Genomic DNA, 23,432 nt, shown 5'->3' with positions numbered 1-23,432 from the left:
GCGGGGGGTGTCAGCCGGCGGTGTTGCCGACGGGCGCCTGGCCGAGGGCGCTGAGCTTCCACCCCTCGGAGGTGCGGGTGAGCTGCCCGAGCATCCGGCTCTCCTTCACCGCGGGCTTGCCCTTCGGCGCGGTCACGGTCACCCGCAGCGCCACCATGACCCCGGCCTTCCCGGCCCGGTCGTCGAGCTCGGTGACCGCGCCGGACAGCACCTTGGCGGTGCTGACGGTCTTCGCCTCCTGGATCTGCTTCACGAACCCGTCCCGCCCGTCCACGAGCTGCTGGTGCAGGTCCCCGGTGGTGGAGTCCTCCCAGCTGTCCAGCCCCTCGGCGAGCCGGGCGTGGTCGAGCGTGTTCATGTTCTGTACGGCCTGCTCACCCGCGGCCAGCACCGCGTCGCGGGTCTCGGCGTACGCGGCCGAGCTGTCGTGCGCCGCCTGGTAGCGGGAGACCCCGCCCCAGCCCGCGGCGCCGGCCGCCGCGACCGTCAGCACGATCGCCGCCGCCACCAGCGGATTCCTCGTCGTCCCTGCCCGTGCCATCGCTGCCTCTCCCTGCCGGCCGGTCCGGCTGTGCTGTGCTGTGCCGTACGTGTTCGCTGGTGCGGTGCTATCGGGGAGTGATCTCCACGATCGTCCAGTGCCCTTCGCGCAGTTGGGCCGTGACGGACAGCTGCGCCGCCGCCTTGCCGGCGGCCTTGCCCTCGCGCTCGTAGACCTGGTCGAGGAAGACCAGGAGGTGGGCACTGTCGGGCGTCAGCCGGGTCACCCCGGCGCGTACGACATGGGTGGTGAGCGTGAGCTTCTGGTCGGCCGACTGCTTCTCGACCTGGCCGAAGAGCGCCGCGTACTGCTGAAGTGCCTTGCCCGCCAGGAGTTTCTGCGCGGACGCCTTGGTGACGGCGGTGCCGTCGGGGCTGTAGGAGAACACCTTGCCGAGGGCGTTGGTGACCTCCCCGGCGACCTGGGTGGTCGCCGCGCTGTCGGTCAGTGCCAGGTTGGAGGTGGCGGGGGTGTCACGCAGCTGACGGCCCGCCACGTACAGCGCGGCGCCGGCCGCGACCAGCACGACGGCCAGTACCCCGGCCACCACGCGCGGCCACCGCCGGCCCGGCCGGGCCCCGCCGTCGTCGTCGGCGCCGTCCGCTCCGTCGTCGGCCGCGCCGGCCGGCTCCTCGGGGTCCGCGGCCTCCTCGATGTCCGGGCCGTCGGTCACCACGTCGGTCGTACCGCCGCTGTTCATGCGCCGCTCCCTATGCCGAGCGCCGTGAGCGCCTTGATCTTCCAGCCGTCACCGGTCCGGGCGAGCGTGGCCTCGAAGCGCTTGCGTTCGGTGCCGGCCTTTCCGGTGCCCGGGGTGACCTCGACGTCCACGGTCGCGATCATCAGCGCGGTGCCGGTCCGCTCGTCCAGCTCGGTGAGCGCGGCGTCGGTGACCTTGCCGCGCGCGGTGGCGCCGGCCTTCTCCAGGTCGGCCGCGTCCTTCTTCCGGGTCCGCTCCAGCTGGTCGTGGAGCGGACCGGTGGAGGAATCCAGCCAGGCGGCGAGACCGGCCGCCACGCTCGCCGCGTCCTTGCCGTCCAGGGTGTTGAGCCGGGCCAGGTCCTGCCGGCCGTCCGCGAGCGCGGCGTCCCGGCTCTTGGCGTACGCCAGGTCGTCGTCGCCGCGCGCCCGCGCGTACGACCAGCCGCCCAGGCCGCAGACGAGCGCCGCGACCAGCAGCACGGCCCAGCCGCCGACGGTGCGGGTACGGGGGTTCACCGGCCGCCCTCCTGTCCGAGGCCCAGCAGCCCGGCCATGCCCCGGACGGGGTTCGCCCCGGTGGTGGCGCCGAGCGCGCCGGGCAGCCGCTCCTGCGGGGTGTCACCGAGGTTCAGCGCGCCGGCCCTGGCCGGTTCGGGCACGGCACCGCCCTTGGGGGCGTTGGCGCTGCCCCGGACGTCGATGCCGGTGCCGGGCGAGGCGGCGCAGCGGGCCTTGGTGTTGAGCGCGGGGGCGGTCGAGAGGTCGAGCCCGTTGCGGTAGGTCGTGCCCCCGTAGCCGGCGGTGCAGGGCAGCGGCTCGAAGAAGGTGATCGACATGCCGAACCTGGCGCCGTCCTCGTCCACCGCGCTGGCTCCGGCGGCCGCCACGGCGGGGAGTTTCACGAGGAGTTCCTCCAGGCCGCGCTGCCGGGTGACGGCGACCTCGGACGTGGTGAGGAGGTTGGCGACGACGACTCCGAAGCTGGGTTCGATGTCCCGCAGCAGCCCGCTGATCTGCCCGGTCGCGTCGGGGGCGGCGGCGATGAGCTTGCGCAGGTCCGTGTCGGAGCCCTTGAGCTGGGCGGCCAGTTCCTTGGCTCCGGAGGCGAATCCCTTGAGTGCCTCGCCCTGTTCGACCTGGGTGCGCAGCACGGTCTTGCCGTCCTCCATCAGCCGGGTGTTGACGGGCAGCGCCTCGTCGGCCGCGTCCACGAAGTCGCTGCCGGTGTCCAGCAGGACCTGGAGGTCGTCGCCGCGTCCGGAGAACGCGGTGCCGAATTCGTCCACGACCGTACGCAGCGACTCCAGGTCGACCGAGGAGGCGAGGTCGTTGACGCTGGTGAGGACGTTCGTCACGGGGGCCGGGACGGTGGTCTCGGCCTGGTCGATGACCGAGCCGTTCGCGAGGTAGGGGCCCTCGGTGCGGGTCGGCCGCAGGTCGACGTACTGCTCGCCGACCGCGGAGAGGTTGGCCACGACCGCCTTCAGGTCGTCGGGGATGCGGGGTGCGGACTTCTTGATCCGCAGTTCGGCCTCCACGCCGTCGTCGGTGAGTTCGATGGGGCCGACCCGGCCCACCGACACCCCCCGGTAGGTGACGTTGGAGTGGGTGAACAGACCGCCCGTGCGCGGGAGTTGCACCTTGACGGTGTAGTAGTCGCGCATGCCGACGTAGTGGCCGAGGTCGGCGTAGCGCACACCGAGGTAGCCGAGCACCAGCACCGCGATGATCAGGAACGCGATGTTCTTCAGCCGGATGGCGAGGGTGATCATCGGTTGCTCCCCTTCGCGGCCGGAGAACCGCTCGTCGTGGGCGCCGAGGTCGCGGGGAGCGGCAGGGGCAGTCCGGCGCCGGGGACCGCGGCGGCCTTGGGCGGCGTCTGCGTCGCCGCGTCCGGGTCGTAGGCGGGAATGATCTGGGTGCCGGGCTCGGCCGTCATGTCCAGGTACACGTTGAGGTAGTCGCCCTTCACACCGCGCAGCACCTCGTCCGTGAACGGGTAGGTCAGGAGCACCTGGAGGGAGTCGGGCAGGTCGTTGCCGGAGTCGGCCAGGGCCCTCAGGGTCGGGGCGATGGCCTTCAGGTCGGCGATGGTGTCCGCCTTGCTCTTGTCGATGGTGTCGACGGCGACGTCCGAGAGGGTGTCCAGGGAGCGGAGCATCGTCAGGAGCGAGCCGCGCTGTTTCTCCAGGACCTTCATGCCGGGGCTGAGCTTGGTGAGGACCGTCCCCACCTGCTGCTTGCGGGTGGCGAGGGTGGTGGAGAGCCGGTTGACGCCGTCGAGCGCCGCCGTGATGTCGCCCCGGTGGTCGTCGAGGTTGGTGACGAGGGTGTCCACGCGGTGCAGCATGGACTTGACCTGGGGTTCCTGGCCGGCCAGTGCCTTGTTGAGTTCGGTGGTGATGGTCTTGAGCTGCTGGACGCCGCCGCCGTTGAGGAGCATGGACAGGGCGCCGAAGACCTCTTCGACCTCGGGGTTGCGGTTGGTACGGGTGAGCGGGATGCGGTCGCCGTCGGCGAGGGTGCCCCGGGCGGTGCCCTTGGCCGGCGGCCGGAGCTGGACGTACTTCTCGCCGAGCAGGCTGGACTGCTCCAGGTGGGCGTAGGCGTTGGCGGGCAGGTCGATCTTCCCGTTGACCTTCATGGTGACGCGGGCCTGCCAGCCGTCCGGCGCCAGCGAGATCTTGGTGACACGGCCGACGGCGACGTCGTTGACCTTGACCGAGGACTGCGGGGCGAGGCTGAGCACGTCCCCGAAGTCCGCGGTGATCTCGTACGGGTGGTCGCCGAGGTCCGCTCCGCCGGGCAGCGGCACGTCTTCGATGCCGGAGAAGTGCGGGGCCCCGCATCCGGTGACGAAGAGGGTGCAGCACAGGCCGAGCGCGACGAGTGCCGCCCCGCCCGTGGTCCCGAGGGCCGCGGGTCTGCGCGGTCTGCGGCTCATTGCTTCGCCCCCTTCTTGTCCTTGCTGTCCTTCGGGGTGCCGTAGACCGTGCCCACCGCCGGGAGCGGCAGGGCGGGCAGGGCCCGCTGCCGGTCGGCGTCCACCGGGGACAGGCCCTTCAGGGCGAGGGTGGACTCGGTCAGCGGGCCGCCCATGCTGAGTTCGTTGAGGTTGGTCCGGCCGTTGAGCGTGCGGTGCTCGGGGTCGTACGCGTTGAGGACGTTGCCCGCCGACAGGGGCAGGACGTCCATCGACTCGGCGAGCGAGGCGCGCTGGTCGACGAGGGTCTGGGTGATCGGCACGAGGGCGTCCACGTTCTCCTTGAGGGCGCCCCGGTTGTCCTTGATGAACGTCTTGACCTGCCCGAGGGCGGTGCCGAGTTCCTTGAGGGCGGCGCCGAGGTTCTTCTTGTCGTCGGCGAGGAAGCCGGTCACGGAGTTCAGCTGGTCCTCAGCCGCCCGGACGTTGCCGTCGTTGTCCTTCAGCATGGTGGTGAAGGTCTGGAGGTAGGACAGCGTGTCGAAGAGGTTGCCGCTGGACTTGTCGAGCGTCTTCGTCGCCTTGCCGAACTGCTCGATGGAGTCGCCGATGTCCTTGCCGTTGCCCTTGAGGTTCTTCGCCCCGGTGTCCAGGAGTCCGGCGAAGGCTCCTTCGGCGTTCGCCCCGTCCGGGCCGAGCGCGGTGGACAGTTCGGTGATGGACGCGTAGAGCTGGTCCACCTCGACCGGGGTCGCGTTGTTCGCCGCGGGCAGTTCGGCACCGTCCGCGAGGACCGCTCCCCCGGTGTAGGCGGGGGCGAGCTGGACGTACCGGTCGGCGACGAGGCTGGGGGCGACGACGACGGCGTGCGCGTCCTTCGGCACCTGGATGCCCTTGTCGACGCGCAGCACGACCTTCACGTCCTTGCCGCGCGGCTGGACCGATTCGACCCTGCCGACGCGTACGCCGAGGATGCGCAGGTCGGACCCGGCGTAGACGCCGGTGGCCTGGTCGAAGTAGGCGGTGACGGTGGTCGTCCCCTCCTCCTCCATGGCCATCACGCCGGAGGTGGCGGCGACGGCCACGACGACGAGGCCGGCGCCGATGCCGATGACTCGGGTGAGTCTCATCTCAACTCCCGCCTTCCTGCTTGGGAGGCATGCATCCGGTCGCCGGCGGGGTGTTCGCGGGCAGGTAGTTCTTCGGGACGACACCGCAGACGTAGTTGTCGAACCAGCGGCCGTTGCCGAGGGTGTTGCCGACGAGCCGGTTGTAGGAGCCGGCGAGCGAGAGCACCTGGTCGAGCTGCTTGCGGTTCTTCTGGAGCACCGCCGTGACCCGGCCGAGCGCCTTCAGGGTGGGCTTCAGCTGCTTGTTGTTGTCGGCGACGAGACCGGTGAGCTGGGTGCCCAGGTCGCGGGTGCCGGTGAGGAGCAGGTGGATGGAGTCGCGGCGGGCCTGGATCTCGCCGAGGAGCAGGTTGCCGTCCTCCAGGAGGGTTTCGAAGCCGCTCTTCTTGTTGGCGAGGGTCTTGGTGAGCTGCTTGCTGCCCTTGAGCAGGGTCGCCAGCTCGGTGTCGCGTTCGGAAACGGTCTTCGACAGGGCGGACAGTCCCTCGGCGGCGCTCTTCACGTCGGGCGGGGAGTCCTTGAAGGTGGCGGAGATCGTCTCGAAGCTCTTGGCCAGCTGTTCGGTGTCGATCTCCCCGATGGTCTCGCCCAGTCCGTTGAACGCCTGGGTGACGTCGTACGGGGAGGTGGTGCGCGAGGCGGTGATGCGCTCGTCCGGGTCCTGCGCCGAGTCGCCGAGCGGGTCGACGGCGAGGTACTTGTCGCCGAGGAGCGTCTTGATGGCGATGCCGACGGTGCTGGAGTCGCCGATCCAGGCGTCCTTGACCTTGAAGGTGACCTTGACCTTGGCCCCGTCGAGGGAGACCCCGGTGACCTTGCCGACCTTCACTCCGGCGATGCGTACCTCGTCGCCCTCGCTGAGCCCGGCGGACTCGGTGAAGTCGGCGCTGTAGGTGGTGCCGCCGCCGATGAAGGGGAGCGAGTCGGCGCGGTAGGCCCCGAACCCGATGAGGGCCAGCAGGAGCAGTCCCACGATGCCGACGGCGACGGGGTTGCGGTGGCGTATCGGCTTGATCCTCATGACAGGCACCTCGGCTGGGTGATCTCGATGCCGGTCGGCGGGGTGCTGCCGTCGCTGGTCGTGACGCCGCTGACCTTGGCCTCGCAGAGGTAGAGGTTGAGCCAGGAACCGTACGAGGTGAGGCGGCCGATGGCCTCCATCTTGGCCGGGGTCTTCTCCAGGAAGTTGACGATCTTCGGGGAGTTGTCGGCCAGGTTCCCGGAGAGCCGGCCGAGTTCCTTGATGTCGGCCTTGAGGGGCGCCCGGCCGTCCTCGAAGAGGTCCGCGGTGACCGTGGTGAGCGCGCCCATCGCGGTGACGGCCTCACCGAGCGGCTTGCGGTCGCCCGCGAAGCCGGTGACGAGTTCCTGAAGGGTGTCGACGAGGTCGTTGAAGCCGGCCTCCCGGTCGTTGACGGTCTTCAGGACCGTGTTGAGGTTCTTGATCACCTCGCCGATCACCTTGTCCTTGGCGGCGACTGTGCCGGTCAGCGAGCCGACGTGCTGGAGGATGCTGTCGACGGTGCCGCCCTCGCCCTGGAGCACCTGGACGATGGAGCCCGCAAGCTGGTTGACGTCGGGCGGGGAGAGCCCTTCGAAGAGCGGCTGGAAGCCGTTGAAGAGCTGGGTCAGGTCGAGCGCCGGGGTGGTGCGCGAGAGCGGGATGGTGGAGCCCGGCGTGAAGCTCTCGCCGACGGGGCCCGCGCCCTGGTCCAGGTCGATGTAGCGCTGGCCGACCATGTTGAGGTACTTGATCGACGCGGTCACCGACGCGGGCAGCTTGCGGCCCTTGCGGACGCTGAAGCCGACCTCGGCGACCCGCCGGTCGGCGACCTTGACGGACTCGACCTGGCCGACCTTGACGCCGGCGATCCGGACGCTGTCCCCGACGATGAGGCCGGTCGCGTCGGTGAACCGGGCGCGGTACGAACGGGTGTCGCCCACCCCGGTGTTGGCGATGGACAGGGCCAGGACCGTGGTGGCCAGACTGGTCACCACGATGAAGACGATCGATTTCGCGAGCGGTCCCGCGATGGAGCGGCGCTTCACTTGAGCTTCACCTCCACACCGCGGAAGGCCGGGCCGATGAGCACGCTGCTCCACTCGGGCAGGGCCTGCGGCCGGACATTCAGTGAGGGAGCGACCAGTTCGTTGACGAGCCGGCTCTCCTGCGGGGAGTTGGGCATGCCGAGCGAGGCGTCCGCGGCCGGGACCTCCACCGGGGTGGCGGTGTCCGCGTCCTTCGCGGTGCCGGTGTCCGGGGCGGTCCTGACGTCGGCGGTCGGCACGGTCTGGCCGACATAGGGGATGGAGTAGCAGTGCGGTCCGCCGGTGGCGTTGTAGACCGGGGTGTCCTTGCCCGCCACGTACTTCCCCTTGGACGGCACGGTCTTGAGGGTGACGTGCAGTCCCGGCTGGTCGGTGCCCTTGCCGAGAGCCTTGTCCATGGCCGGGATGAAGCCGGCGACGGTGCGCAGCGTGCAGGGGAACTCCGAGGAGTACTTGGCGAGGGTTTCCAGGGTCGGCCTGCCGGTGGCGGCGAGCCGGATGAGGTTGTCCTTGTTCCGCTGGAAGAAGGCGGTGAGGTCGCGGGCCGACGCGGTGGTGGAGCCGTACAGGTCGGCGAGGTCGGCCTGCTCCTCGGCGAGGGTGCCGCTGGTGGTGGTGAAGTCGGTGAGGGCGTCCAGGACGTCGGGGGCGGAGTCCGCGTAGAGCCGGCTGACCTTGACGAGTTCCTTGATGTCCTCGTTGAGCGTGGGGAGTTGGGGGTTGAACTTCTGGAGGTGGGCGTCGAGCTTGACGAGGGTGTCGCCGAGCTGCTCGCCGCGGCCCTGGAGCGCCTGGGAGACCGCGTTGAGGGTGGCGGAGAGCTTCTCCGGCTTCACCGCGGTCAGCAGGGGCAGGACGTTGTCGAGGACCTCTTCCAGCTCGATGGCGTTGCTGGAGCGGTCCTGCGGGATGACGTCGCCGGCGCTGAGGGTCTTCGCCGAGGGCACGGGGGGCGGTACGAGGGCGACGAACCGTTCGCCGAAGAGGGTGGTGGGCAGCATCTGGGCGGTGACGTCGGCCGGGATGCGGTCCAGCTTGTCCGGCTTGATCGCGAGGGTGAGCCGGGCGCCGTCGCCGTCGGCCGCGATGTCGCGGACCTGGCCGACGACCACCCCGCGCAGCTTCACGTCGGCGTTGTCGTGCATCTCGTTGCCCACGCTCGACGTGCGTACGGTGACGGTCGCGTCGTGGGTGAACTCCTTCTCGTACACCGCGACCGACACCCAGATGAGGACGGCGGGCACGAGGAAGAAGGCGATGCCGGCGGTTCTGCGGCCGGTGGTCCTGGTGACACGGGAACTCATCAGCCGGCCACCTTCACGGTCGTCGTGGCGCCCCAGATGGCGAGCGAGAGGAAGAAGTCTGTGACGCTGATCAGCACGATCGCGTTGCGCACCGAGCGGCCGACGGCCACACCGACCCCGGCGGGGCCGCCGGTGGCGTGGAAGCCGTAGTAGCAGTGCGCGAGGATCACCATCACGCTGAAGATCAGCACTTTGAGCACCGACAGGAGCACGTCGGCCGGGGACAGGAAGAGATTGAAGTAGTGGTCGTAGGTGCCCGCCGACTGGCCGTTGAACAGGACGGTGACATAGCGGGAGGCGACGTACGAGGAGAGCAGCCCGATCGCGTAGAGCGGGATGATCGCGACCACCCCGGCGATGATGCGGGTGGTGACGAGGTAGGGCATGGAGCGCACGCCCATCGACTCCAGTCCGTCGACCTCCTCGTTGATCCGCATGGCGCCGAGCTGTGCGGTGAAGCCGGCGCCGACGGTCGCGGAGAGGGCGAGACCGGCGACGAGCGGGGCGATCTCGCGGGTGTTGAAGTACGCGGAGATGAAGCCGGTGAAGGCCGCGGTGCCGATCTGGTTGAGGGCCGCGTATCCCTGGAGTCCGACGACCGTGCCGGTCGCCAGGGTCATCGCGATCATGACGCCGATGGTGCCGCCGACCACTCCGAGGCCGCCGCTGCCGAAGGCGACCTCGGCGAGCAGGCGCTGCACCTCCTTGAGGTAGCGGCGCAGGGTGCGGGGTATCCAGAGCAGGGCCCGTACGTAGAAGGTGAGCTGGTCGCCGGATCTGTCCAGCCAGCCGAGCATCGACATGGGTCAGCTCCCCTTCGCGGGGACGATCTGGAGGTAGATCGCCGTGAGGACCATGTTCACGAAGAACAGCAGCATGAAGGTGATGACGACGGACTGGTTGACCGCGTCGCCCACCCCCTTCGGGCCGCCGCGCGGGTTGAGGCCGCGGTAGGCGGCGACGATGCCGGCGATGAAGCCGAAGATCAGCGCCTTGATCTCGCTGACGTAGAGGTCGGGCAGCTGGGCGAGGGCGGAGAAGCTGGAGAGGTAGGCGCCCGGGGTGCCGTGCTGGAGGATCACGTTGAAGAAGTAGCCGCCCAGGGTGCCGACGACCGAGACGAGGCCGTTGAGCAGGACGGCGACGAGCATGGTGGCCAGGACGCGCGGGACGACGAGGCGCTGTACGGGCGAGACGCCCATGACCTCCATCGCGTCGAGCTCCTCGCGGATCTTGCGGGAGCCGAGGTCGGCGCAGATCGCGGAGCCCGCGGCCCCGGAGACCAGGAGGGCCACGATGATGGGGCTGGCCTGCTGGATGACGGCGAGGACGCTGGCGCCGCCGGTGAAGGACTGTGCGCCGAGCTGCTGGGTGAGCGAGCCGACCTGGAGGGCGATGACCGCGCCGAAGGGGATGGAGACGAGGGCGGCGGGCAGGATCGTGACGCTGGCGACGAACCAGAACTGCTCGATGAACTCCCGTACCTGGAAGGGCCGTCGGAAGGTCTCCCGGGCCACCGTCCCGGCCAGGGCGAACAGCCGGCCGGTCTCGCGCAGCGGGGCGGTGAGCCGGCTGGGGCGCGGGGCCTCGGGCGCCTTCTCCGGCTCCGGGACCCGGTCCACCGGCTCCTCGGGGGGCCGTACGGGCAGCGGGGCGGTCACAGGCGTCCACCGCCCGCGGCCGGGCTGTAGCTGTTGAGGATGGCGGTACGGGCCGCCTCCGGCAGCTGCCCCATCATCGACATGACCCGCTCCCGGCGGCGCAGGGCGCCCTGACGGACCGGCAGGCCGGGCGAGGGCTCCAGCTGCGGGACGACGGTGCGCGGGGCGTTGGCCGAGCTGATGCCCTGGCCGTAGCCCTTCAGCTCCTCGGCGGCGAGGGTCGCGGCGTCCTTCTCCTCGGACATGCCGATGGGCCCTTCGCAGCGGCCGGCGAGGAACTGGTTGACGACGGGCAGGTCGCTGGTCAGCAGCACCTCGCGCGGCCCGAAGGTGACGAGGTTGCGGCAGAACAGCATGCCCATGTTGTCCGGCACGGTGGAGGCGATGTCGAGGTTGTGGGTGACGATGAGCATCGTCGCGTCGATCTGGGCGTTCAGGTCGACGAGGAGCTGGGAGATGTACGCCGTGCGGACCGGGTCGAGTCCGGAGTCGGGTTCGTCGCAGAGGATGATCTGCGGGTCCAGCACGAGGGCCCGCGCGAGGCCGGCCCGCTTGCGCATACCGCCGGATATCTCGCCGGGCAACTTGTTCTCGGCGCCGAGGAGCCCCACCACGTCGATCCGCTCCATCACGATGCGGCGGATCTCGGATTCCTTCTTGCGGGTGTGCTCCCGAAGCGGGAAGGCGATGTTGTCGAAAAGCGACATCGACCCGAAAAGGGCGCCGTCCTGGAACATGAGCCCGAAGAGCTTGCGGGTCTCCATGATGTCGCGCTCGGAACCGTTCACCATGTCGACGCCATTGACGAGAACGCGGCCGCGTTCAGGTTTGAGCAGGCCGATGATGGATTTCAGGAACACCGTTTTTCCCGTACCGGACGGGCCGAGCATGACACTGACCTCGCCTGCGGGAAGCGTGAGCGACACATCCTGCCAGATGTTCTGCTTGCCGAAAGACTTGGTGAGTCCCTCGACCACTACTTCGATTCCCATCCCACCTCCTGCATGCGCTCACGAAGTGACAGAAGTGCACCAAGGGGCGCACGTTAAGTTCACCTGCACCGCCAGGACAAGCCCTTGAACAGCCCATTCGCAAAGATCCGGCCCGTTTGTCATCGGATGACAAATCGCGGTCCCGATCTTGTGAACAACTGCGCACTCTCATCCGTCGTTGCAGGCCGGGACCCCGCAGCCCAGAGGGTCTGCGCCACGGGGTTCCGGAGGAGGAGCTCCGCCGGTGTGAAGATTCCTGGGGCCGATGCCCTCCTGGACCGGAAACCCGGACACTGGGGATGTGCCTGGGTCGCCTCCCGACGGGTGAGCAATCTCCGGACGCGCCGGAGGAGTTGCTGACGGAGGCGACGCTACGGGTGAGTAACCTGCCCCGCAATACCAGGTCATCAAGTTTTCGCGCGAGAGTGCGAAGCCGTCCGCTCTTTCGCACCGACTGAGCAGGAAGGCCGGAAAAACTGTCCGCGAGTGATAAGTTCCGCCTCCGGCCGACGCACGCCGCGCCGGTGCACGGAGCACCGGGAAGCGCTCGGGACCGGCTCGAATACACAAGTGAGAAGCGGAGTTCCGTATACGGTGCGGACCGCCGGCCGTCCGAAGCCCGCGAGGACGTACGCACGATGTGACAAGAAGGCCGGATCCCGTACTCACCCGCGGCAGAGATGACCGTCCGGCTCACAGATTCTCATACGGCGGGATTGTGCCCCGGTGTTTCCCGCCAGTAACCTCACGGCTCGGTGAATGGGATTTCGCCTCGGCACGGCCCGCCGCGAACCCAGCACCCGCATTCCTTCATTCCGCGATCAATTCCGCTGCGCACCGAGCATCTCCGGGTTCACCCGGCCGCCTCGACGGTGGCCGCCTCCCATTGGAAAAAGGGGAAGACATGAGAACTGGCTCGAACCGGGTACGTGTGGGGCTGCTGGCCTCCTTCACCGCGTTGGCCGCCGTCGCGTCGATGGGTTCGGCCACGGCCGCCACGACACTGAACGGCAGCTGGGCGCCGTTCAGCCGCTGTCCGGTGGACGCCCCCGCCATGCTGGCCGCGGACGGAGCGACGGACACCGCCATCTGTGTGTCGTCCCACTCGGCCAGCGGCTCCATCAAGCTGGGCAACACCGAGGTGCCGGTCGGCGCGAGCGACCTCCAGGTCGGTGTGGTCACCCACCCGGGCGGCCTGTCGACCGTGGTCTCACCGGCGGAGGGCGCGCTCGTCGCGGACTCCGCGAAGGTACCCGGCGGGCTGCTCGGCCTGATGTGCCCGAGCGACGTCCCCGTGATCACCGGCATCTGCAACACGCTCAGCGACGTCAGCCTGAACCGGGTGACGGCGACCATCGAATCGGTCAACTCCCCCACCGACTTCCAGCTCGTGGCGGGGACGACCACCGGCAAGCCGATCCTCACCCTGCCGGTCCGGATCCACCTGGAGAACCCGCTCCTCGGCGACAAGTGCTACATCGGCTCCTCCTCGGACCCGATCCTGCTCAAGCCGCAGAACCTGACCCAGCCGGCCATCAGCAGCGAGAAGTTCGCCGGCGACGGAACCCTGGACGCGACCGGTCCCATGAACCGGCTCAACCTCCTGGGCGCCGCCCAGACCGACACGACGTACTCGGTTCCCGGCACCAACGGCTGCGGCCTGCTCGGCGCGCTGAACTGGGCGGTCAACCTGAAGACGGGGCTGCCGTCGGCCTCGGGCAACAACAACGTCACGCTGGACGACGCCCAGACCTACGTGGCGACGATGAACAAGCCGCGTGACGCCGCGCCCGACGCGGGCAAGCTGCTGTCGCAGTACTGGCACTCGGCGGCGCGGTAACCGCTCTCGCGCCCGAAGCCCCGAAGGGGCCACTCTCCTCGCGGAGGTGGCCCCTTCGGTGTGTGCCGGTTCGGGCTGCGGATCTCGGTCAGGACTTCGAGCCGGGCAGTTCGGGCAGCGGGGGCGGGCAGTACGACCGGGTGGGGTTGCTCGGAATGCAGGTCGGAGCCTGATTCATGAAGACCCTGTTCCCGGGGCCCGAGAGGGAGGCGGTGAAGAGCGGGTTCAGGTCCTCTCCCCCCGTGCCGCACCCGGTGAACGGCGGGATGTCGACCTCACCCTCCAGTACGCCGCCCAGGCCCACGTTCGCGTATGCCGCGCCACCGTTCAGGACCACCTTGAACGGCTTCGACGTCTCGCAGCCGCTGCCCACATCCAGCGGGGTGCCATTGACCTTGACGTCGTGGAGGCGCAGGGACTGCTGGAAGTACGCGGTGGAGAACGACACCCGGTTGGGGGCGACGCCGTAGCTGCCTGTCGAGATGGTGATGGGGCCGTTCTCGAACGAGACCTTCGCGGTCACCGGCTGGAATCCGAAGGTCAGGAAGGTGGACTCGGCATCCGGAAGGTCGAGGTTCGCGAGCGAGTCGATGCGGGTGTACGGCCCGCCCTGCGCATTCGTCGCCCGGGACGCCACACGCTTCGAGGCGAGGACGCTGATGAGCGCCGGGTCGTCGGGATCATTGATGATCATGGCCCCGTCCAGCTTGAGTACGTTGGCCAGACCCAGCGCGTACGCGCAGCTGAAGGTCCCTCCCGTGGGGAGATCCGTGACCTTGACGGGATCGCCCGGCGGTGGCTGAGGAGCCTCACTCGCGTCCATCTCGCCCTCCGGGGGGTCGACGGGGCACAACTCGGGGTCCTCGTCCCCGGCGGCCGCCGGCTCCACCGCGACGCCCTGCCGCTCCGTCCTGCCCGAACCGCCCTCCGGACCGGTGGACGTCTCGGGGGTCGCGGACGGTTCGGTGCCGGACCCGTCGGTCACCTGCGTGGTGGCGAGATGCCCGCTCTCCCCCTCCTTCAGCCGGCACGTCAGCGTGGCGAGGGCCGGTTCGGTCCCCTCGGCCGCCGCGGTGGCGGACAACAGCTCGACCGAGAACTCCTCCACCGAGAAGTCGACATCGCCCGAGGACCCGAAGGTCACATGGGGGACCTCGCCGGAGTGGACCAGCGCCACGTCACCGTCGGCGGGAAGCGGAGTGCTCGCGGCGGTGAGTTCCCAGGGGGCCTCGGCCGACTCGCCGTTCTGGGCGACCTTGACCTTCAGCGACGCCCGGCTCACGACGGCCTCGGTGCCCTCCGGCAGCAGCTCGGCGAGGTCGGCCCGCGAGAGCGTGAGGGTGAGCGCCACGGGCCCCGGCTGCACGGGCCGGCCGACCTCACCGGTCGCCGGGATGTCCACCGCGACCTCCACCGCCGCCGCCGCGGACGCCTCGCTGCCGTCGTCCTCGGTTCCGCAGGCGGCCGCGAGGCCGACAGGCCCGGGGCTCTCGTCGGCGACCGAGCCTCCGCCGGACAACAGCCCGGCGAGCAGGGCGAGTCCGGCGACGGAGGCGACCCGCACGGATCGCCCCGCACGGGTCACAGGTATCTGGGTGTGCATAGGGGGCCTGTCCTCCAGGGGTGCGATCGGCGGTTCGTACTGCGGTCGCGCCCGGCCGATGGCCGGCGGCGGACCGATGGCCTACCCGATGACGTGGTAGGTGGCGCTGAAGTGGACCACGTCGTTGTCGTTGACGAGACCGAGGCAGTCGGCGTCGGACGCGATCAGGTCGTCGTCGATGACGAGGTCGTCGGTGCTGTTGTCGAAGTATCCGTGGAGCGGGCCGTCGAAGTCGGCGCTACAGCCGAAGCCCTCCATGTGGACCGAGAAACCCTGGACGACGACGTCGTCCCAGTTCGGGTTCGAGGTGTTCGGTCCGATGCCGACCACCTGCCAGGGTGCCGCCGTGATCGTCAGGTCCACGGTCATGCCGGCGATCTGGCAGTCGGTGAAGGAAACGAGGTCCACATCGGCGGCCACGGGGCCACTGGCGTAGAGCCAGCCCTGCGCGTCGGAGGAGTCGCACGTCATCGGCGCGAGCGTCTCCAGCGTCAGGGAGTCGGCATGGGCGGTGAAGGGCCCCGGTGGCGTCAGCGTCTCCACGCCGGCCGTCCCGGCCGAGGCGGACGACACCGCCGTGCCGAGAGCGGCGACCAGGGCGGCGGCCACGACGACGGATCTTCGCGTACGGGTTTTCACGGACTCACATCCTCAGGGTCATTGCGCCGCGCCCGCGACGCCCACAACGAGAAGGCCGGGCCGGCCGCGGGGGATCCCCCGCGGCCGGCCCGTACCTGGGTACTCCCGGCGCCTTACGGCGTGGTGATCACCGGGGACGCGCCCGCCGACGTCACGTTCACGTGGTACGCGGCGTTGAAGGACGCCACGTCGTTGTCGTTGACGAGACCGAGGCAGTCGGCGTTGGACGCGACCAGCTCGGTGCCCGACCCGTCGATGACCAGGTCGCCGGCGGCGTTGTCGTAGTAGCCGTACACCTTGCCGGTGAAGTCGGCGGAGCAGCCGAAGCCCTCGATGTGGGCGGAGATGCCGGTGACGTTGCCGTCGACCCGGTCGGCGTTCGAGGAGTTCACCCCGGTGACGTTGATCGTCCACGGCGTCGCGGTCATCGTGACGTCGAAGTCGAGACCGCCGACCGTGCAGTTGGTGAAGCTGATGTCGCCGATGGTGGCCATGTTGGCACCGGTGGCGCTGGTCGCGTTGATGGTGCCCGTGGAGACGTCGGAGGAGTCACACGCGAGACTCGCGAACGGGACGTCCAGCGTGGGGTTGTCCGCGTGAGCGGTGTACGCGCCGTTCGGGGTCGCCGACCACGTGGCGGTGGTGCCGGCGGAGGCCGTGGTCATCGCCATCCCGAGGGCGGCGCTGGCGGCGGTGACGACGATGGCGGCTCTACGTGCAAGGGTGTTCACGGATCCGGTTCCCTTCGAGGGTGTGTGACCGACACCGGGGGCCGCTTCCGGCCGGGTCAGCGGTACTCCCGGAGCGGGGGGTCACAGGACAGGAATGCGGCAGTCCGGCCTGACCGACTGCTCGACCTCTTGCGTTCGGCGATGACGCTACGGGTGAGTAATGTTGCTCCGCAACACGTTGGAACAAAGAATCTCCGTAATCCACCTTCTCTGTGGAGAATTTGCTGCGGTGCGAGTACGGCGCCCCAGTTTTTTATCGAGAAGTGAGCACTTTCGCCGCCGTACGGCTTCCCGAACTTGCTCACCGATTGAGGGCAGGGGCCCCATACCGGGCAACGTCGCACGTCACAGCCCTGCGACACCGACCGACACGATACGGCCACGCACGCGGCCCCCGCCCCGGACCGGCCGGCCACGGCCTGCCTCCGCATCCCGCGCCGAATCCACCGCTCCGAATTCCTCGCGATTGGAGAACACGTCTCGTTTCGCTCGCGCGTTGACGGAACGGGGGCGAAAGCCGTATCAAAGAAACGAGGTAAACACGCACCACCGCGTCCCGTCTCCGCTTCCGCGGCCCGGACCGCGCGGCGGCTTCACGGCGGCGGGCCCGGCCCGGCCGGTACATGGCCCCTACATTTCGTCTTGTCCTGCCTGTGTTCAGGGCCACAGCCTTGGACTATGTTCGGCAGCCGATGTCGGTACGCACCTGAGGACCGATGGGAGCGCTCTCCCGTCTGTCCACCCCCCATCGGGCGCCGGAGAGCAAGGGGTCAAAAGGTATGCCGGGAGTTGCACAGCCCTCGGAGCTGGGAGAGCCACTGGGACCGCTGCCGCAGGAGTTCGCCGCGATCGTGCGGCCCGAACTCCCGAGCCTCATCAAGGAGATCGGCCTTGAGGTCACACGCGCCTACCCCGAGTACGCGCGGCTCCTGGACGGTCCCTACGGCCAGGGCATCCGGGTCGGCGTGGAACAGAGCATCTCCGTCTTCGTGGACCAGGTCGCCGAACCGGCCTCGCCCTCCTCGCTGCGCGACGAGATGTGCCGCAGGTTCGGCAGGTTCGAGGCGTACGAGGGGCGCGGCCTGGACCAGTTGCAGGGGGCCTACCGGCTGGGCGCCCGGGTCGCGCTGCGCCGGGCGAAGAAGATCGGCAGGCGCTACAACCTCTCCCCCACCATGATGCTGACCTTCGCCGACGCCCTCTTCTCGTATGTCGACGAGCTCGAATCCCTCTCGCGCGAGGGGTACTTGGAGGTCAGGTCGGCATCCGACGACCACACGGACACGCTGCGGCGCAGACTGCTGCATCTGATCCTCGCCGGCCGGCCGGTGCCCCGCGTCGCCATCGCCGAGCTGAGCGAGCAGACCGGCTGGACCCTGCCGGACGAGGTGACCCTCGTCGCGGTGCGCCCCGCCCCCGATCTCGACCGGCTCGGGATCGACCGGGACATACTGGTGGACTTCAGCGACCCGCAGCCGCACTTACTGATCCCGGGACCGTTCGACGACATGCGAAGACGCATGCTCGAACACGCGCTCCCGGGTGTTCATACGGCCATCGGCCTGACCGTCCCCGCGTCCCTGGCATCGGACTCGATCCGCTGGGCCCGGCGGGTGCTCGAACTCGTGGACGCCGGTGTCATAGACGACGCGCCGGCCATCCTCTGCGAGGACCATCTCATCACTCTGTGGCTGCTCTCCGACCCGGTCCTCCTCGACCAGCTCGCGCGCCGCGAACTCGCCCCGATGGCCAACATCAGCGCCAACCGGCGCGAACGGCTCATCGAAACACTGCGAATCTGGCTCGACACCCGCGGCACCGCCGCCCAGATGGGTGAGCTGCTCGACGTACACCCCCAGACCGTCCGTTACCGGATGCGCAATCTGGAATCGATCTTCGGCGATCAACTCGTCGATCCGGAGGCCCGGTTCTCGACCGAGACCGTGCTCCGCGCCATGCAGCTGCGTGCCCGCAGCAACGAGACACCCATCTGAACAGCGCGACGCGGCCTCGATCGGACGAGCACCTCACGCGAAGTCAACCTACCTGCCGGTAAGGGGAAATAGCCGGTCATTCCCAAACGGTTGCCACACGGAGACGTTCTCAACAAGAAACGCGGAACTGCGTCCCGTTATATGGAGAGGAGCCGGCCGCCCACCAGGCGGCCCGGCACCCGACCTCCTGGCCACCATCGAGAGGGAACCCCCCATGACCGCCTCGCACTTGCTCGTCCCGGTCCCGATCCCGGACCGCATCGCGGCACTCATCGGCTCCTGCATTCCGGCGCACATCCTCCGGGCGGAGTTCGACGCCGCCTGCGCCGCGCGCGAGGTCCGCAGGTTCCGGGGTCCCCGGCTCGGCATCGAGGATCAGGCCGACCGCGAGCAGGCCCTCTCCGAGCTGGCCCGCGCCAACAAGGTGCTCGCCGCGCACCACCCCCGCCTGGTGGTGGGCCCCGGCAGCCCCTGGTGACTCCGTAACCCCCGCACCTCGCACGACGCCCCGCCGGGCCTTGCGAAGGGACCGTCCGGCCCTTACCTTACTCAAAAGTAAGTTTACTCCAGAGTAAGGAGCTGGCGTGGCCGACAACAGCACCGGCAGTGTCATCGACGAACTGTCAGCCCTCGACTTCGCGGCGGTCTCCCCGCCGGAGTTCGCGCGGATCGTGAAGGGCCTGTCCGCCAAGCAGCTCGGCGAGGCCATGCACGGCGAACTGCGCACCCGGGTGCTCGGCGAGGTCTTCGGCCGGATGAAGCAGCAGTTCCGCCCGGAGGCGGCCGGCCGGCTCACCGCGCTGATCCGCTGGAAGATCACGGGTGACACGGACGTGGTCTACGAGACCTCGATCGCGGAAGGCGCCTGCACCATCAGCGCGGGCCGCTCCGACGCCGAACCGCGTACGACGCTGATCATGGCGGACGCGGAGTTCCTCAGGCTGGTCTCCGGCAACGCCAACCCCGTGACGCTGTTCATGATGCGCAAGCTGAAAGTGGCCGGTGACGTCGGCCTGGCCTCGGGCCTGACCCGCTACTTCAACATCCCGAAGGCCTGAGCCGATGAGCTACTTCTCCCTCGCGCTCACCGAGGAACAGCAGGACCTGCGCAACTGGGTGCACGGCTTCGCCGCCCAGGTCGTACGCCCGGCGGCCGCCGAGTGGGACGCCCGCGAGGAGACGCCCTGGCCCGTCATCCAGGAGGCCGCCCGGATCGGCCTCTACGGATTCGAGTCGCTCGCCGACATGTACGGCGACCCGTCGGGGCTCTCCCTCCAGATAGCCAACGAGGAGCTGTTCTGGGGCGACGCCGGCATCGGCATGGCGCTGTTCGGCACCTCGCTCGCCGTCGCCGGGATCTTCGCCTCCGGCACTCCGGACCAGCTCGCCGAGTGGGTGCCCCAGTGCTACGGCGACGAGGACGACCCGAAGGTCGCGGCGTTCTGCGTCTCCGAGCCGCAGGCCGGCTCCGACGTCTCCGCGATGACCACGAAGGCCCGTTACGACGAGGCCAGGGACGAGTGGGTGCTCTCCGGCCAGAAGGCGTGGATCACCAACGGCGGGATCGCCGAGATCCATGTGGTCGTCGCCTCGGTCGACCCCTCGCTCGGCGCGCGCGGCCAGGCCGCGTTCATCGTGCCGCCCGCCACCAAGGGTCTGGAGGCGAGCCGCACCATCAAGAAGCTCGGACTGCGCGCCTCGCACACGGCGGACGTCTTCCTCGACGACGTGCGGGTGCCGGGGCACTGCCTGCTCGGCGGAAAGGAGAAGCTGGACGGCCGCCTCGCCCGCGCCCGCGAGGGCGGCAACGCCAAGGGGCAGGCCGCGATGGCCACCTTCGAGGTCAGCCGCCCCACCGTCGGCGCCCAGGCGCTGGGCATCGCCCGCGCCGCGTACGAATACGCGCTGGAGTACGCCGGACAGCGCGAGGCGTTCGGCCGGACGATCATCGAGAACCAGTCGATCGCGTTCGCCCTGGCCGACCTGCGTACCGAGATCGAGGCCGTGCGGCTGCTGATCTGGCAGGCCGCGTGGATGGCCCGCAACGACCGCACCTTCGACGCCGGCCAGGGCTCCATGTCCAAGCTGCGCGCCGGGGAACTCGCGGTGGCCGCGACGGAGAAGGCCGTCCAGATCCTCGGCGGCGCCGGGTACAGCCGGGAGCATCCGGTCGAGCGGATGTACCGCGACGCCAAGATCTACACGATCTTCGAGGGGACCAGCGAGATCCAGCGCCTGGTCATCGCCCGCGCGATCTCGGGCCGCCACATCCGCTGAGCCTCGGGGCGGGGGCGGCGGGCCGGCGCGGAACCGGGCCAGCGAGGATGGGCGGGTCCGCCCGCCACCGTCGCACCCGGGGGAAACACCATGCCCGCCGTCCCGCGCCCGTCCGTCCTCTTCGTCACCGACCTCGCCTACGAGGCGCGCGGCCGGCGCTACTGCGACGAGGACATCCACCTGACGTCACGGCTGCGCGAGGACTTCGACATCGCGCTGTGCCACCCGCGCGACGCCGCGGCCCTGCTCGACGGGTTCGACGCCGTCGTCGTACGCAACAGCGGCCCGGTGCTGCACTACCAGGAGGCGTACGACGCGTTCCGCGCGCGGGCCGGGGAGCTGGGCACCCGGGTCTACAACCCGCTGACCGGCCGCGGGGACATGGCGGGCAAGCAGTACCTCGTCGACCTCAGCCGTGCCGGATACCCGGTGATACCGACCGTGGACCGCGCGGCCGACGTGGGGCTGCTGCCCCGGGCCGAAAGCTATGTCATCAAGCCGAAGCTGGGCGCGGACTCGGTCGGGCTGCGCTTCGTGACGACTCCGCAGCCGGGGCCCGGGGCGGACGGCACCCAGCTGATCCAGCCCCGGATCGACTTCCGCTACGAGGTGTCCTTCTACTTCGTGGACCACGACTTCCAGTACGCGCTGCACGCCCCGCACCCGGAGCGGCGGTGGGTGCTGGAGCCGTACCCGGCGAGCGCGCGGGATCTGGCGTTCGCCCGGTCCTTCGTGGAGTGGAACACGCTCGACCACGGCATCCAGCGCGTGGACGCCTGCCGGACCGCGGACGGCGAGCTGCTGCTGGTCGAACTGGAGGACCTCAACCCGTATCTCTCGCTGGACCGGGTAGCCGCCCCCGTACGCGAGGCTTTCGCCGCCCGGATGACGGCGTCGCTGCGGGACCTGCTGGGCTGACACGTCCGGGCGTTCCCCGCATGCGGGTGACACAGCGCGATGTGAGGGTGCAAAGGTGACCACTGCCAGCGAGACCGCCCCCGTCGCGCGGAGTGCCGCAGCTCCGCCCGTCCTTGATCCCCGCCGCCGCAACATCGTCTTCGCCACGATCGTGCTGGGCATCCTGCTGGCGGCCCTGGACCAGACGATCGTGGGCACCGCGCTGCCCACGATCGTCTCGGACCTCGGGGGCGCCGCCCATATGTCGTGGGTGGTCACTGCCTACCTCCTCGCGGAGACCGTGGCGACCGTACTGGTCGGCAAGTTCGGCGACCTGTTCGGGCGGAAGATCGTCTTCCAGCTGTCCGCGATCATCTTCATCACCGGCTCGTTCCTCTGCGGTCTCGCGACGAACATGACACTGCTGATCGTGTGGCGCGGCCTCCAGGGCATCGGCGCCGGCGGTCTGATGGTCACCTCGATGGCGCTGATCGCCGATGTGATCCCGCTGCGCGACCGGGGCAAGTACCAGGGCGCGATCGGCGCCGTCTTCGGTGTGTCGACCGTGATCGGGCCGCTGCTCGGCGGGCTCTTCACCGACCATCTGACCTGGCGCTGGGCCTTCTACGTCAATGTGCCGATCGCGATCGTGGTGGTCATCGCGGCGGCCCGCACGATCCCGTCCGTCAAGGCTGCCGGGCGGCCGGTCATCGACTACCTGGGCATCGCGATGGTCACGATCGGGGCCAGCGCCCTGATCCTGGCCACGAGCTGGGGCGGCAACCAGTACGCCTGGGGGTCCTCGGTCATCATCGGCCTGTTCGTCCTCGGCCTGGCCGCGCTCGCCGTCTTCTGCCTCGTCGAGTTCCGGGCGAAGGAACCGATGCTGCCGATGCGGCTGTTCGGCAACCCGGTCTTCACGGTCTGCTCGATCCTCAGCTTCATCGTCGGGTTCGCGATGCTCGGCGCGATGATCTTCCTGCCGACGTATCTGCAGTACGTGGACGGCGATTCGGCGACCCTGTCGGGCGTCCGGACCCTGCCGATGGTCGTCGGTCTGCTCGCCGCCTCCATCTTCAGCGGCAACGTGGTCAGCAAGACCGGCCGCTACCGGATCTTCCCGGTCATCGGCTCCCTGGTCATGGCCGCGGGGCTGTTCCTGCTCTCCCGGATGGGGCCGGACAGCGGGGTCTGGCTGGAGTCGCTGTACATGGTGGTGCTCGGCATCGGCATCGGGCTCTCCATGCAGGTCCTGACGATCGCGGTGCAGAACACGGTCGACTACGCGGACCTGGGCACCGCCACCTCGGGCGTGACCTTCTTCCGTACGCTCGGCAGCTCCTTCGGCACCGCCGTCTTCGGGACGATCTACGCCAACGCGCTCGGCCCCCACCTGAAGGACGGGATCGCCGCGGCCGCGCGGGCCGGCGGCGACCCCGCCGTCCTGGCGAAGGCCTCCCAGAGTCCCGAAGGGCTGCACTCACTGCCCGGCACCCAGTCGGCGCCGCTGGCCCAGGCGTACGCCGACACCCTGCACACGGTGTTCCTGTGGACGGTGCCCGTCGCACTGCTCGGATTCGTCGTGGCGCTGTTCCTGAAGCAGGTGAAGCTGCGGGACACGGTACGGGCCGGCTCGACCGACATGGGTGAGGGCTTCGCCTCGCCGAACGCCCAGGACTCCGCCCGGCTCCTGGAGTTCTCGGTGGCGAAGGTCCTGCGGCGGGTGGACCCGGAGACGGCGCGGCGGATCGTGGCCGAGTCGGACACCCGGCTCGACATGGCAGGGGCCTGGGCGGTGATGCAGGTCGAGCTGTTCACGCGGATGGTCGGGCACGCGGGACTCCGGCTGATCGCGGCGCGGCACCGGATTCCGCCGGAGGTCCTGGTGCCGGTCTTCGACCGGATGATCGAGGAGGGCTTCCTCACCGGGGACGGCCATCTCTTCACGCACACCGCGGCCGGCAGCCGCGAGGCCAGGACCATCACGGACGCCTGGGCCCGCTGGCTGAACGGACAGCTGGGCGAGGACGGTGAGCGCCCGGACGACGCCCGGCTGCGCGCCGCGGTCGATGTGATCGCCAAGCGGCTGCTGGCGGAGGACCTGGCACAGGAGCTGTCGCCCGTCGCCCCGGCGGGCGCGCCCGTCTGA

The 23,432-nt window shown here is 69.6% G+C and carries 22 protein-coding genes; 7 read left to right on the top strand and 15 right to left on the bottom strand.

Annotated elements, in window-relative coordinates; genetic code table 11:
• Positions 1-10: 10 nt before the first annotated feature.
• From P8A18_RS30180 to P8A18_RS30125, 12 genes are all read right to left on the bottom strand, one after another.
• Positions 11-541, bottom strand: a complete 531-nt coding sequence (locus P8A18_RS30180) for an Rv1363c family protein (protein WP_371933734.1) — start codon at positions 539-541, stop codon at positions 11-13.
• 67 nt (positions 542-608) lie between these two features.
• Complete coding sequence (locus P8A18_RS30175; protein WP_306059669.1) at positions 609-1,241, bottom strand: hypothetical protein; 633 nt, start codon at positions 1,239-1,241, stop codon at positions 609-611.
• A complete protein-coding gene (locus tag P8A18_RS30170; protein WP_018552509.1) occupies positions 1,238-1,759 on the bottom strand; it encodes an Rv1363c family protein in 522 nt (173 codons plus the stop codon). The genes P8A18_RS30175 and P8A18_RS30170 overlap by 4 nt, the downstream gene beginning before the upstream one ends.
• On the bottom strand, positions 1,756-3,015 hold the full coding sequence (locus tag P8A18_RS30165; protein ID WP_306059667.1) for an MCE family protein: 1,260 nt from the start codon (positions 3,013-3,015) through the stop codon (positions 1,756-1,758). Before P8A18_RS30165 ends, P8A18_RS30170 begins: the two co-directional genes overlap by 4 nt.
• Positions 3,012-4,187 carry an MCE family protein gene (locus P8A18_RS30160; protein ID WP_306059665.1) on the bottom strand — a complete coding sequence of 392 codons (1,176 nt, stop codon included), beginning with the start codon at positions 4,185-4,187 and terminating at the stop codon, positions 3,012-3,014. The genes P8A18_RS30165 and P8A18_RS30160 overlap by 4 nt, the downstream gene beginning before the upstream one ends.
• Positions 4,184-5,296 (bottom strand): MCE family protein, encoded by a 1,113-nt coding sequence (locus P8A18_RS30155; RefSeq protein WP_306059663.1) that lies wholly within the window; start codon positions 5,294-5,296, stop codon positions 4,184-4,186. Before P8A18_RS30155 ends, P8A18_RS30160 begins: the two co-directional genes overlap by 4 nt.
• Position 5,297: 1 nt before the next feature.
• On the bottom strand, positions 5,298-6,317 hold the full coding sequence (locus tag P8A18_RS30150; protein ID WP_306059661.1) for an MCE family protein: 1,020 nt from the start codon (positions 6,315-6,317) through the stop codon (positions 5,298-5,300).
• Entirely contained in the window at positions 6,314-7,345 is a 1,032-nt protein-coding gene (locus P8A18_RS30145; RefSeq protein ID WP_306059659.1) for an MCE family protein, read from the bottom strand. The genes P8A18_RS30150 and P8A18_RS30145 overlap by 4 nt, the downstream gene beginning before the upstream one ends.
• Positions 7,342-8,649: an MCE family protein gene (locus P8A18_RS30140; RefSeq protein WP_306059657.1), complete on the bottom strand. Its 1,308-nt coding sequence runs from the start codon at positions 8,647-8,649 to the stop codon at positions 7,342-7,344. Before P8A18_RS30140 ends, P8A18_RS30145 begins: the two co-directional genes overlap by 4 nt.
• The gene (locus P8A18_RS30135) at positions 8,649-9,452 is read right to left on the bottom strand and encodes an MlaE family ABC transporter permease (RefSeq protein ID WP_136204253.1); all 804 of its coding nucleotides are present in this window, start codon (positions 9,450-9,452) and stop codon (positions 8,649-8,651) included. The genes P8A18_RS30140 and P8A18_RS30135 overlap by 1 nt, the downstream gene beginning before the upstream one ends.
• Positions 9,453-9,455: 3 nt before the next feature.
• Entirely contained in the window at positions 9,456-10,310 is an 855-nt protein-coding gene (locus P8A18_RS30130; RefSeq protein ID WP_306059654.1) for an MlaE family ABC transporter permease, read from the bottom strand.
• Positions 10,307-11,302 carry an ABC transporter ATP-binding protein gene (locus tag P8A18_RS30125; RefSeq protein WP_018552518.1) on the bottom strand — a complete coding sequence of 332 codons (996 nt, stop codon included), beginning with the start codon at positions 11,300-11,302 and terminating at the stop codon, positions 10,307-10,309. Before P8A18_RS30125 ends, P8A18_RS30130 begins: the two co-directional genes overlap by 4 nt.
• 904 nt (positions 11,303-12,206) lie before the next feature.
• On the opposite strand from P8A18_RS30125, the gene P8A18_RS30120 reads away from it, so the two are divergent.
• Positions 12,207-13,142 carry a hypothetical protein gene (locus P8A18_RS30120; RefSeq protein ID WP_306059652.1) on the top strand — a complete coding sequence of 312 codons (936 nt, stop codon included), beginning with the start codon at positions 12,207-12,209 and terminating at the stop codon, positions 13,140-13,142.
• Between the two features lie 88 nt (positions 13,143-13,230).
• On the opposite strand, the gene P8A18_RS30115 is transcribed toward P8A18_RS30120, so the two are convergent.
• The 3 genes from P8A18_RS30115 to P8A18_RS30105 all read right to left on the bottom strand — a co-directional run bounded on the left by P8A18_RS30115 (position 13,231) and on the right by P8A18_RS30105 (position 16,115).
• Positions 13,231-14,706, bottom strand: a complete 1,476-nt coding sequence (locus P8A18_RS30115; RefSeq protein ID WP_306059650.1) for a DUF6801 domain-containing protein — start codon at positions 14,704-14,706, stop codon at positions 13,231-13,233.
• 120 nt (positions 14,707-14,826) lie between these two features.
• Entirely contained in the window at positions 14,827-15,384 is a 558-nt protein-coding gene (locus P8A18_RS30110) for a PraA/PraB family alkane oxidation protein activator (protein ID WP_306059648.1), read from the bottom strand.
• 113 nt (positions 15,385-15,497) lie between these two features.
• A complete protein-coding gene (locus P8A18_RS30105) occupies positions 15,498-16,115 on the bottom strand; it encodes a hypothetical protein (protein ID WP_306059646.1) in 618 nt (205 codons plus the stop codon).
• Positions 16,116-16,894: 779 nt separating this feature from the next.
• Here P8A18_RS30105 and P8A18_RS30100 point away from each other — a divergent pair.
• From P8A18_RS30100 to P8A18_RS30075, 6 genes are all read left to right on the top strand, one after another.
• The gene (locus P8A18_RS30100) at positions 16,895-18,109 is read left to right on the top strand and encodes a PucR family transcriptional regulator (RefSeq protein ID WP_306059644.1); all 1,215 of its coding nucleotides are present in this window, start codon (positions 16,895-16,897) and stop codon (positions 18,107-18,109) included.
• A 214-nt stretch (positions 18,110-18,323) separates the two neighbouring features.
• Positions 18,324-18,587, top strand: coding sequence for a hypothetical protein (locus P8A18_RS30095; RefSeq protein WP_018552524.1), 264 nt, complete (start codon positions 18,324-18,326; stop codon positions 18,585-18,587).
• A 106-nt stretch (positions 18,588-18,693) separates the two neighbouring features.
• Positions 18,694-19,167, top strand: coding sequence for an SCP2 sterol-binding domain-containing protein (locus P8A18_RS30090; protein ID WP_306059642.1), 474 nt, complete (start codon positions 18,694-18,696; stop codon positions 19,165-19,167).
• Positions 19,168-19,171: 4 nt separating this feature from the next.
• A complete protein-coding gene (locus P8A18_RS30085; protein ID WP_306059640.1) occupies positions 19,172-20,386 on the top strand; it encodes an acyl-CoA dehydrogenase family protein in 1,215 nt (404 codons plus the stop codon).
• Between the two features lie 90 nt (positions 20,387-20,476).
• Entirely contained in the window at positions 20,477-21,304 is an 828-nt protein-coding gene (locus tag P8A18_RS30080; RefSeq protein ID WP_306059638.1) for an ATP-grasp domain-containing protein, read from the top strand.
• 55 nt (positions 21,305-21,359) lie between these two features.
• The gene (locus P8A18_RS30075; RefSeq protein ID WP_306059635.1) at positions 21,360-23,432 is read left to right on the top strand and encodes an MDR family MFS transporter; all 2,073 of its coding nucleotides are present in this window, start codon (positions 21,360-21,362) and stop codon (positions 23,430-23,432) included.

The organism is Streptomyces sp. Mut1 (assembly GCF_030719295.1).
In the GTDB taxonomy this organism is placed as follows: Bacteria; Actinomycetota; Actinomycetes; order Streptomycetales; family Streptomycetaceae; genus Streptomyces; species Streptomyces castrisilvae.
This window is presented reverse-complemented; position numbering and strand designations above follow the sequence as displayed.

What these genes read in the sequence shown, in the direction of transcription:
- P8A18_RS30140 (WP_306059657.1), bottom strand. Translation starts at nt 8,649, where the DNA reads ATGAGTTCCCGTGTCACCAGGACCACCGGCCGCAGAACCGCCGGCATC.
- P8A18_RS30095 (WP_018552524.1), top strand. Translation starts at nt 18,324, where the DNA reads ATGACCGCCTCGCACTTGCTCGTCCCGGTCCCGATCCCGGACCGCATC.
- P8A18_RS30085 (WP_306059640.1), top strand. Translation starts at nt 19,172, where the DNA reads ATGAGCTACTTCTCCCTCGCGCTCACCGAGGAACAGCAGGACCTGCGC.
- P8A18_RS30150 (WP_306059661.1), bottom strand. Translation starts at nt 6,317, where the DNA reads ATGAGGATCAAGCCGATACGCCACCGCAACCCCGTCGCCGTCGGCATC.
- P8A18_RS30165 (WP_306059667.1), bottom strand. Translation starts at nt 3,015, where the DNA reads ATGATCACCCTCGCCATCCGGCTGAAGAACATCGCGTTCCTGATCATC.
- P8A18_RS30125 (WP_018552518.1), bottom strand. Translation starts at nt 11,302, where the DNA reads ATGGGAATCGAAGTAGTGGTCGAGGGACTCACCAAGTCTTTCGGCAAG.
- P8A18_RS30155 (WP_306059663.1), bottom strand. Translation starts at nt 5,296, where the DNA reads ATGAGACTCACCCGAGTCATCGGCATCGGCGCCGGCCTCGTCGTCGTG.
- P8A18_RS30175 (WP_306059669.1), bottom strand. Translation starts at nt 1,241, where the DNA reads ATGAACAGCGGCGGTACGACCGACGTGGTGACCGACGGCCCGGACATC.
- P8A18_RS30120 (WP_306059652.1), top strand. Translation starts at nt 12,207, where the DNA reads ATGAGAACTGGCTCGAACCGGGTACGTGTGGGGCTGCTGGCCTCCTTC.
- P8A18_RS30180 (WP_371933734.1), bottom strand. Translation starts at nt 541, where the DNA reads ATGGCACGGGCAGGGACGACGAGGAATCCGCTGGTGGCGGCGGCGATC.
- P8A18_RS30100 (WP_306059644.1), top strand. Translation starts at nt 16,895, where the DNA reads ATGCCGGGAGTTGCACAGCCCTCGGAGCTGGGAGAGCCACTGGGACCG.
- P8A18_RS30080 (WP_306059638.1), top strand. Translation starts at nt 20,477, where the DNA reads ATGCCCGCCGTCCCGCGCCCGTCCGTCCTCTTCGTCACCGACCTCGCC.
- P8A18_RS30160 (WP_306059665.1), bottom strand. Translation starts at nt 4,187, where the DNA reads ATGAGCCGCAGACCGCGCAGACCCGCGGCCCTCGGGACCACGGGCGGG.
- P8A18_RS30135 (WP_136204253.1), bottom strand. Translation starts at nt 9,452, where the DNA reads ATGTCGATGCTCGGCTGGCTGGACAGATCCGGCGACCAGCTCACCTTC.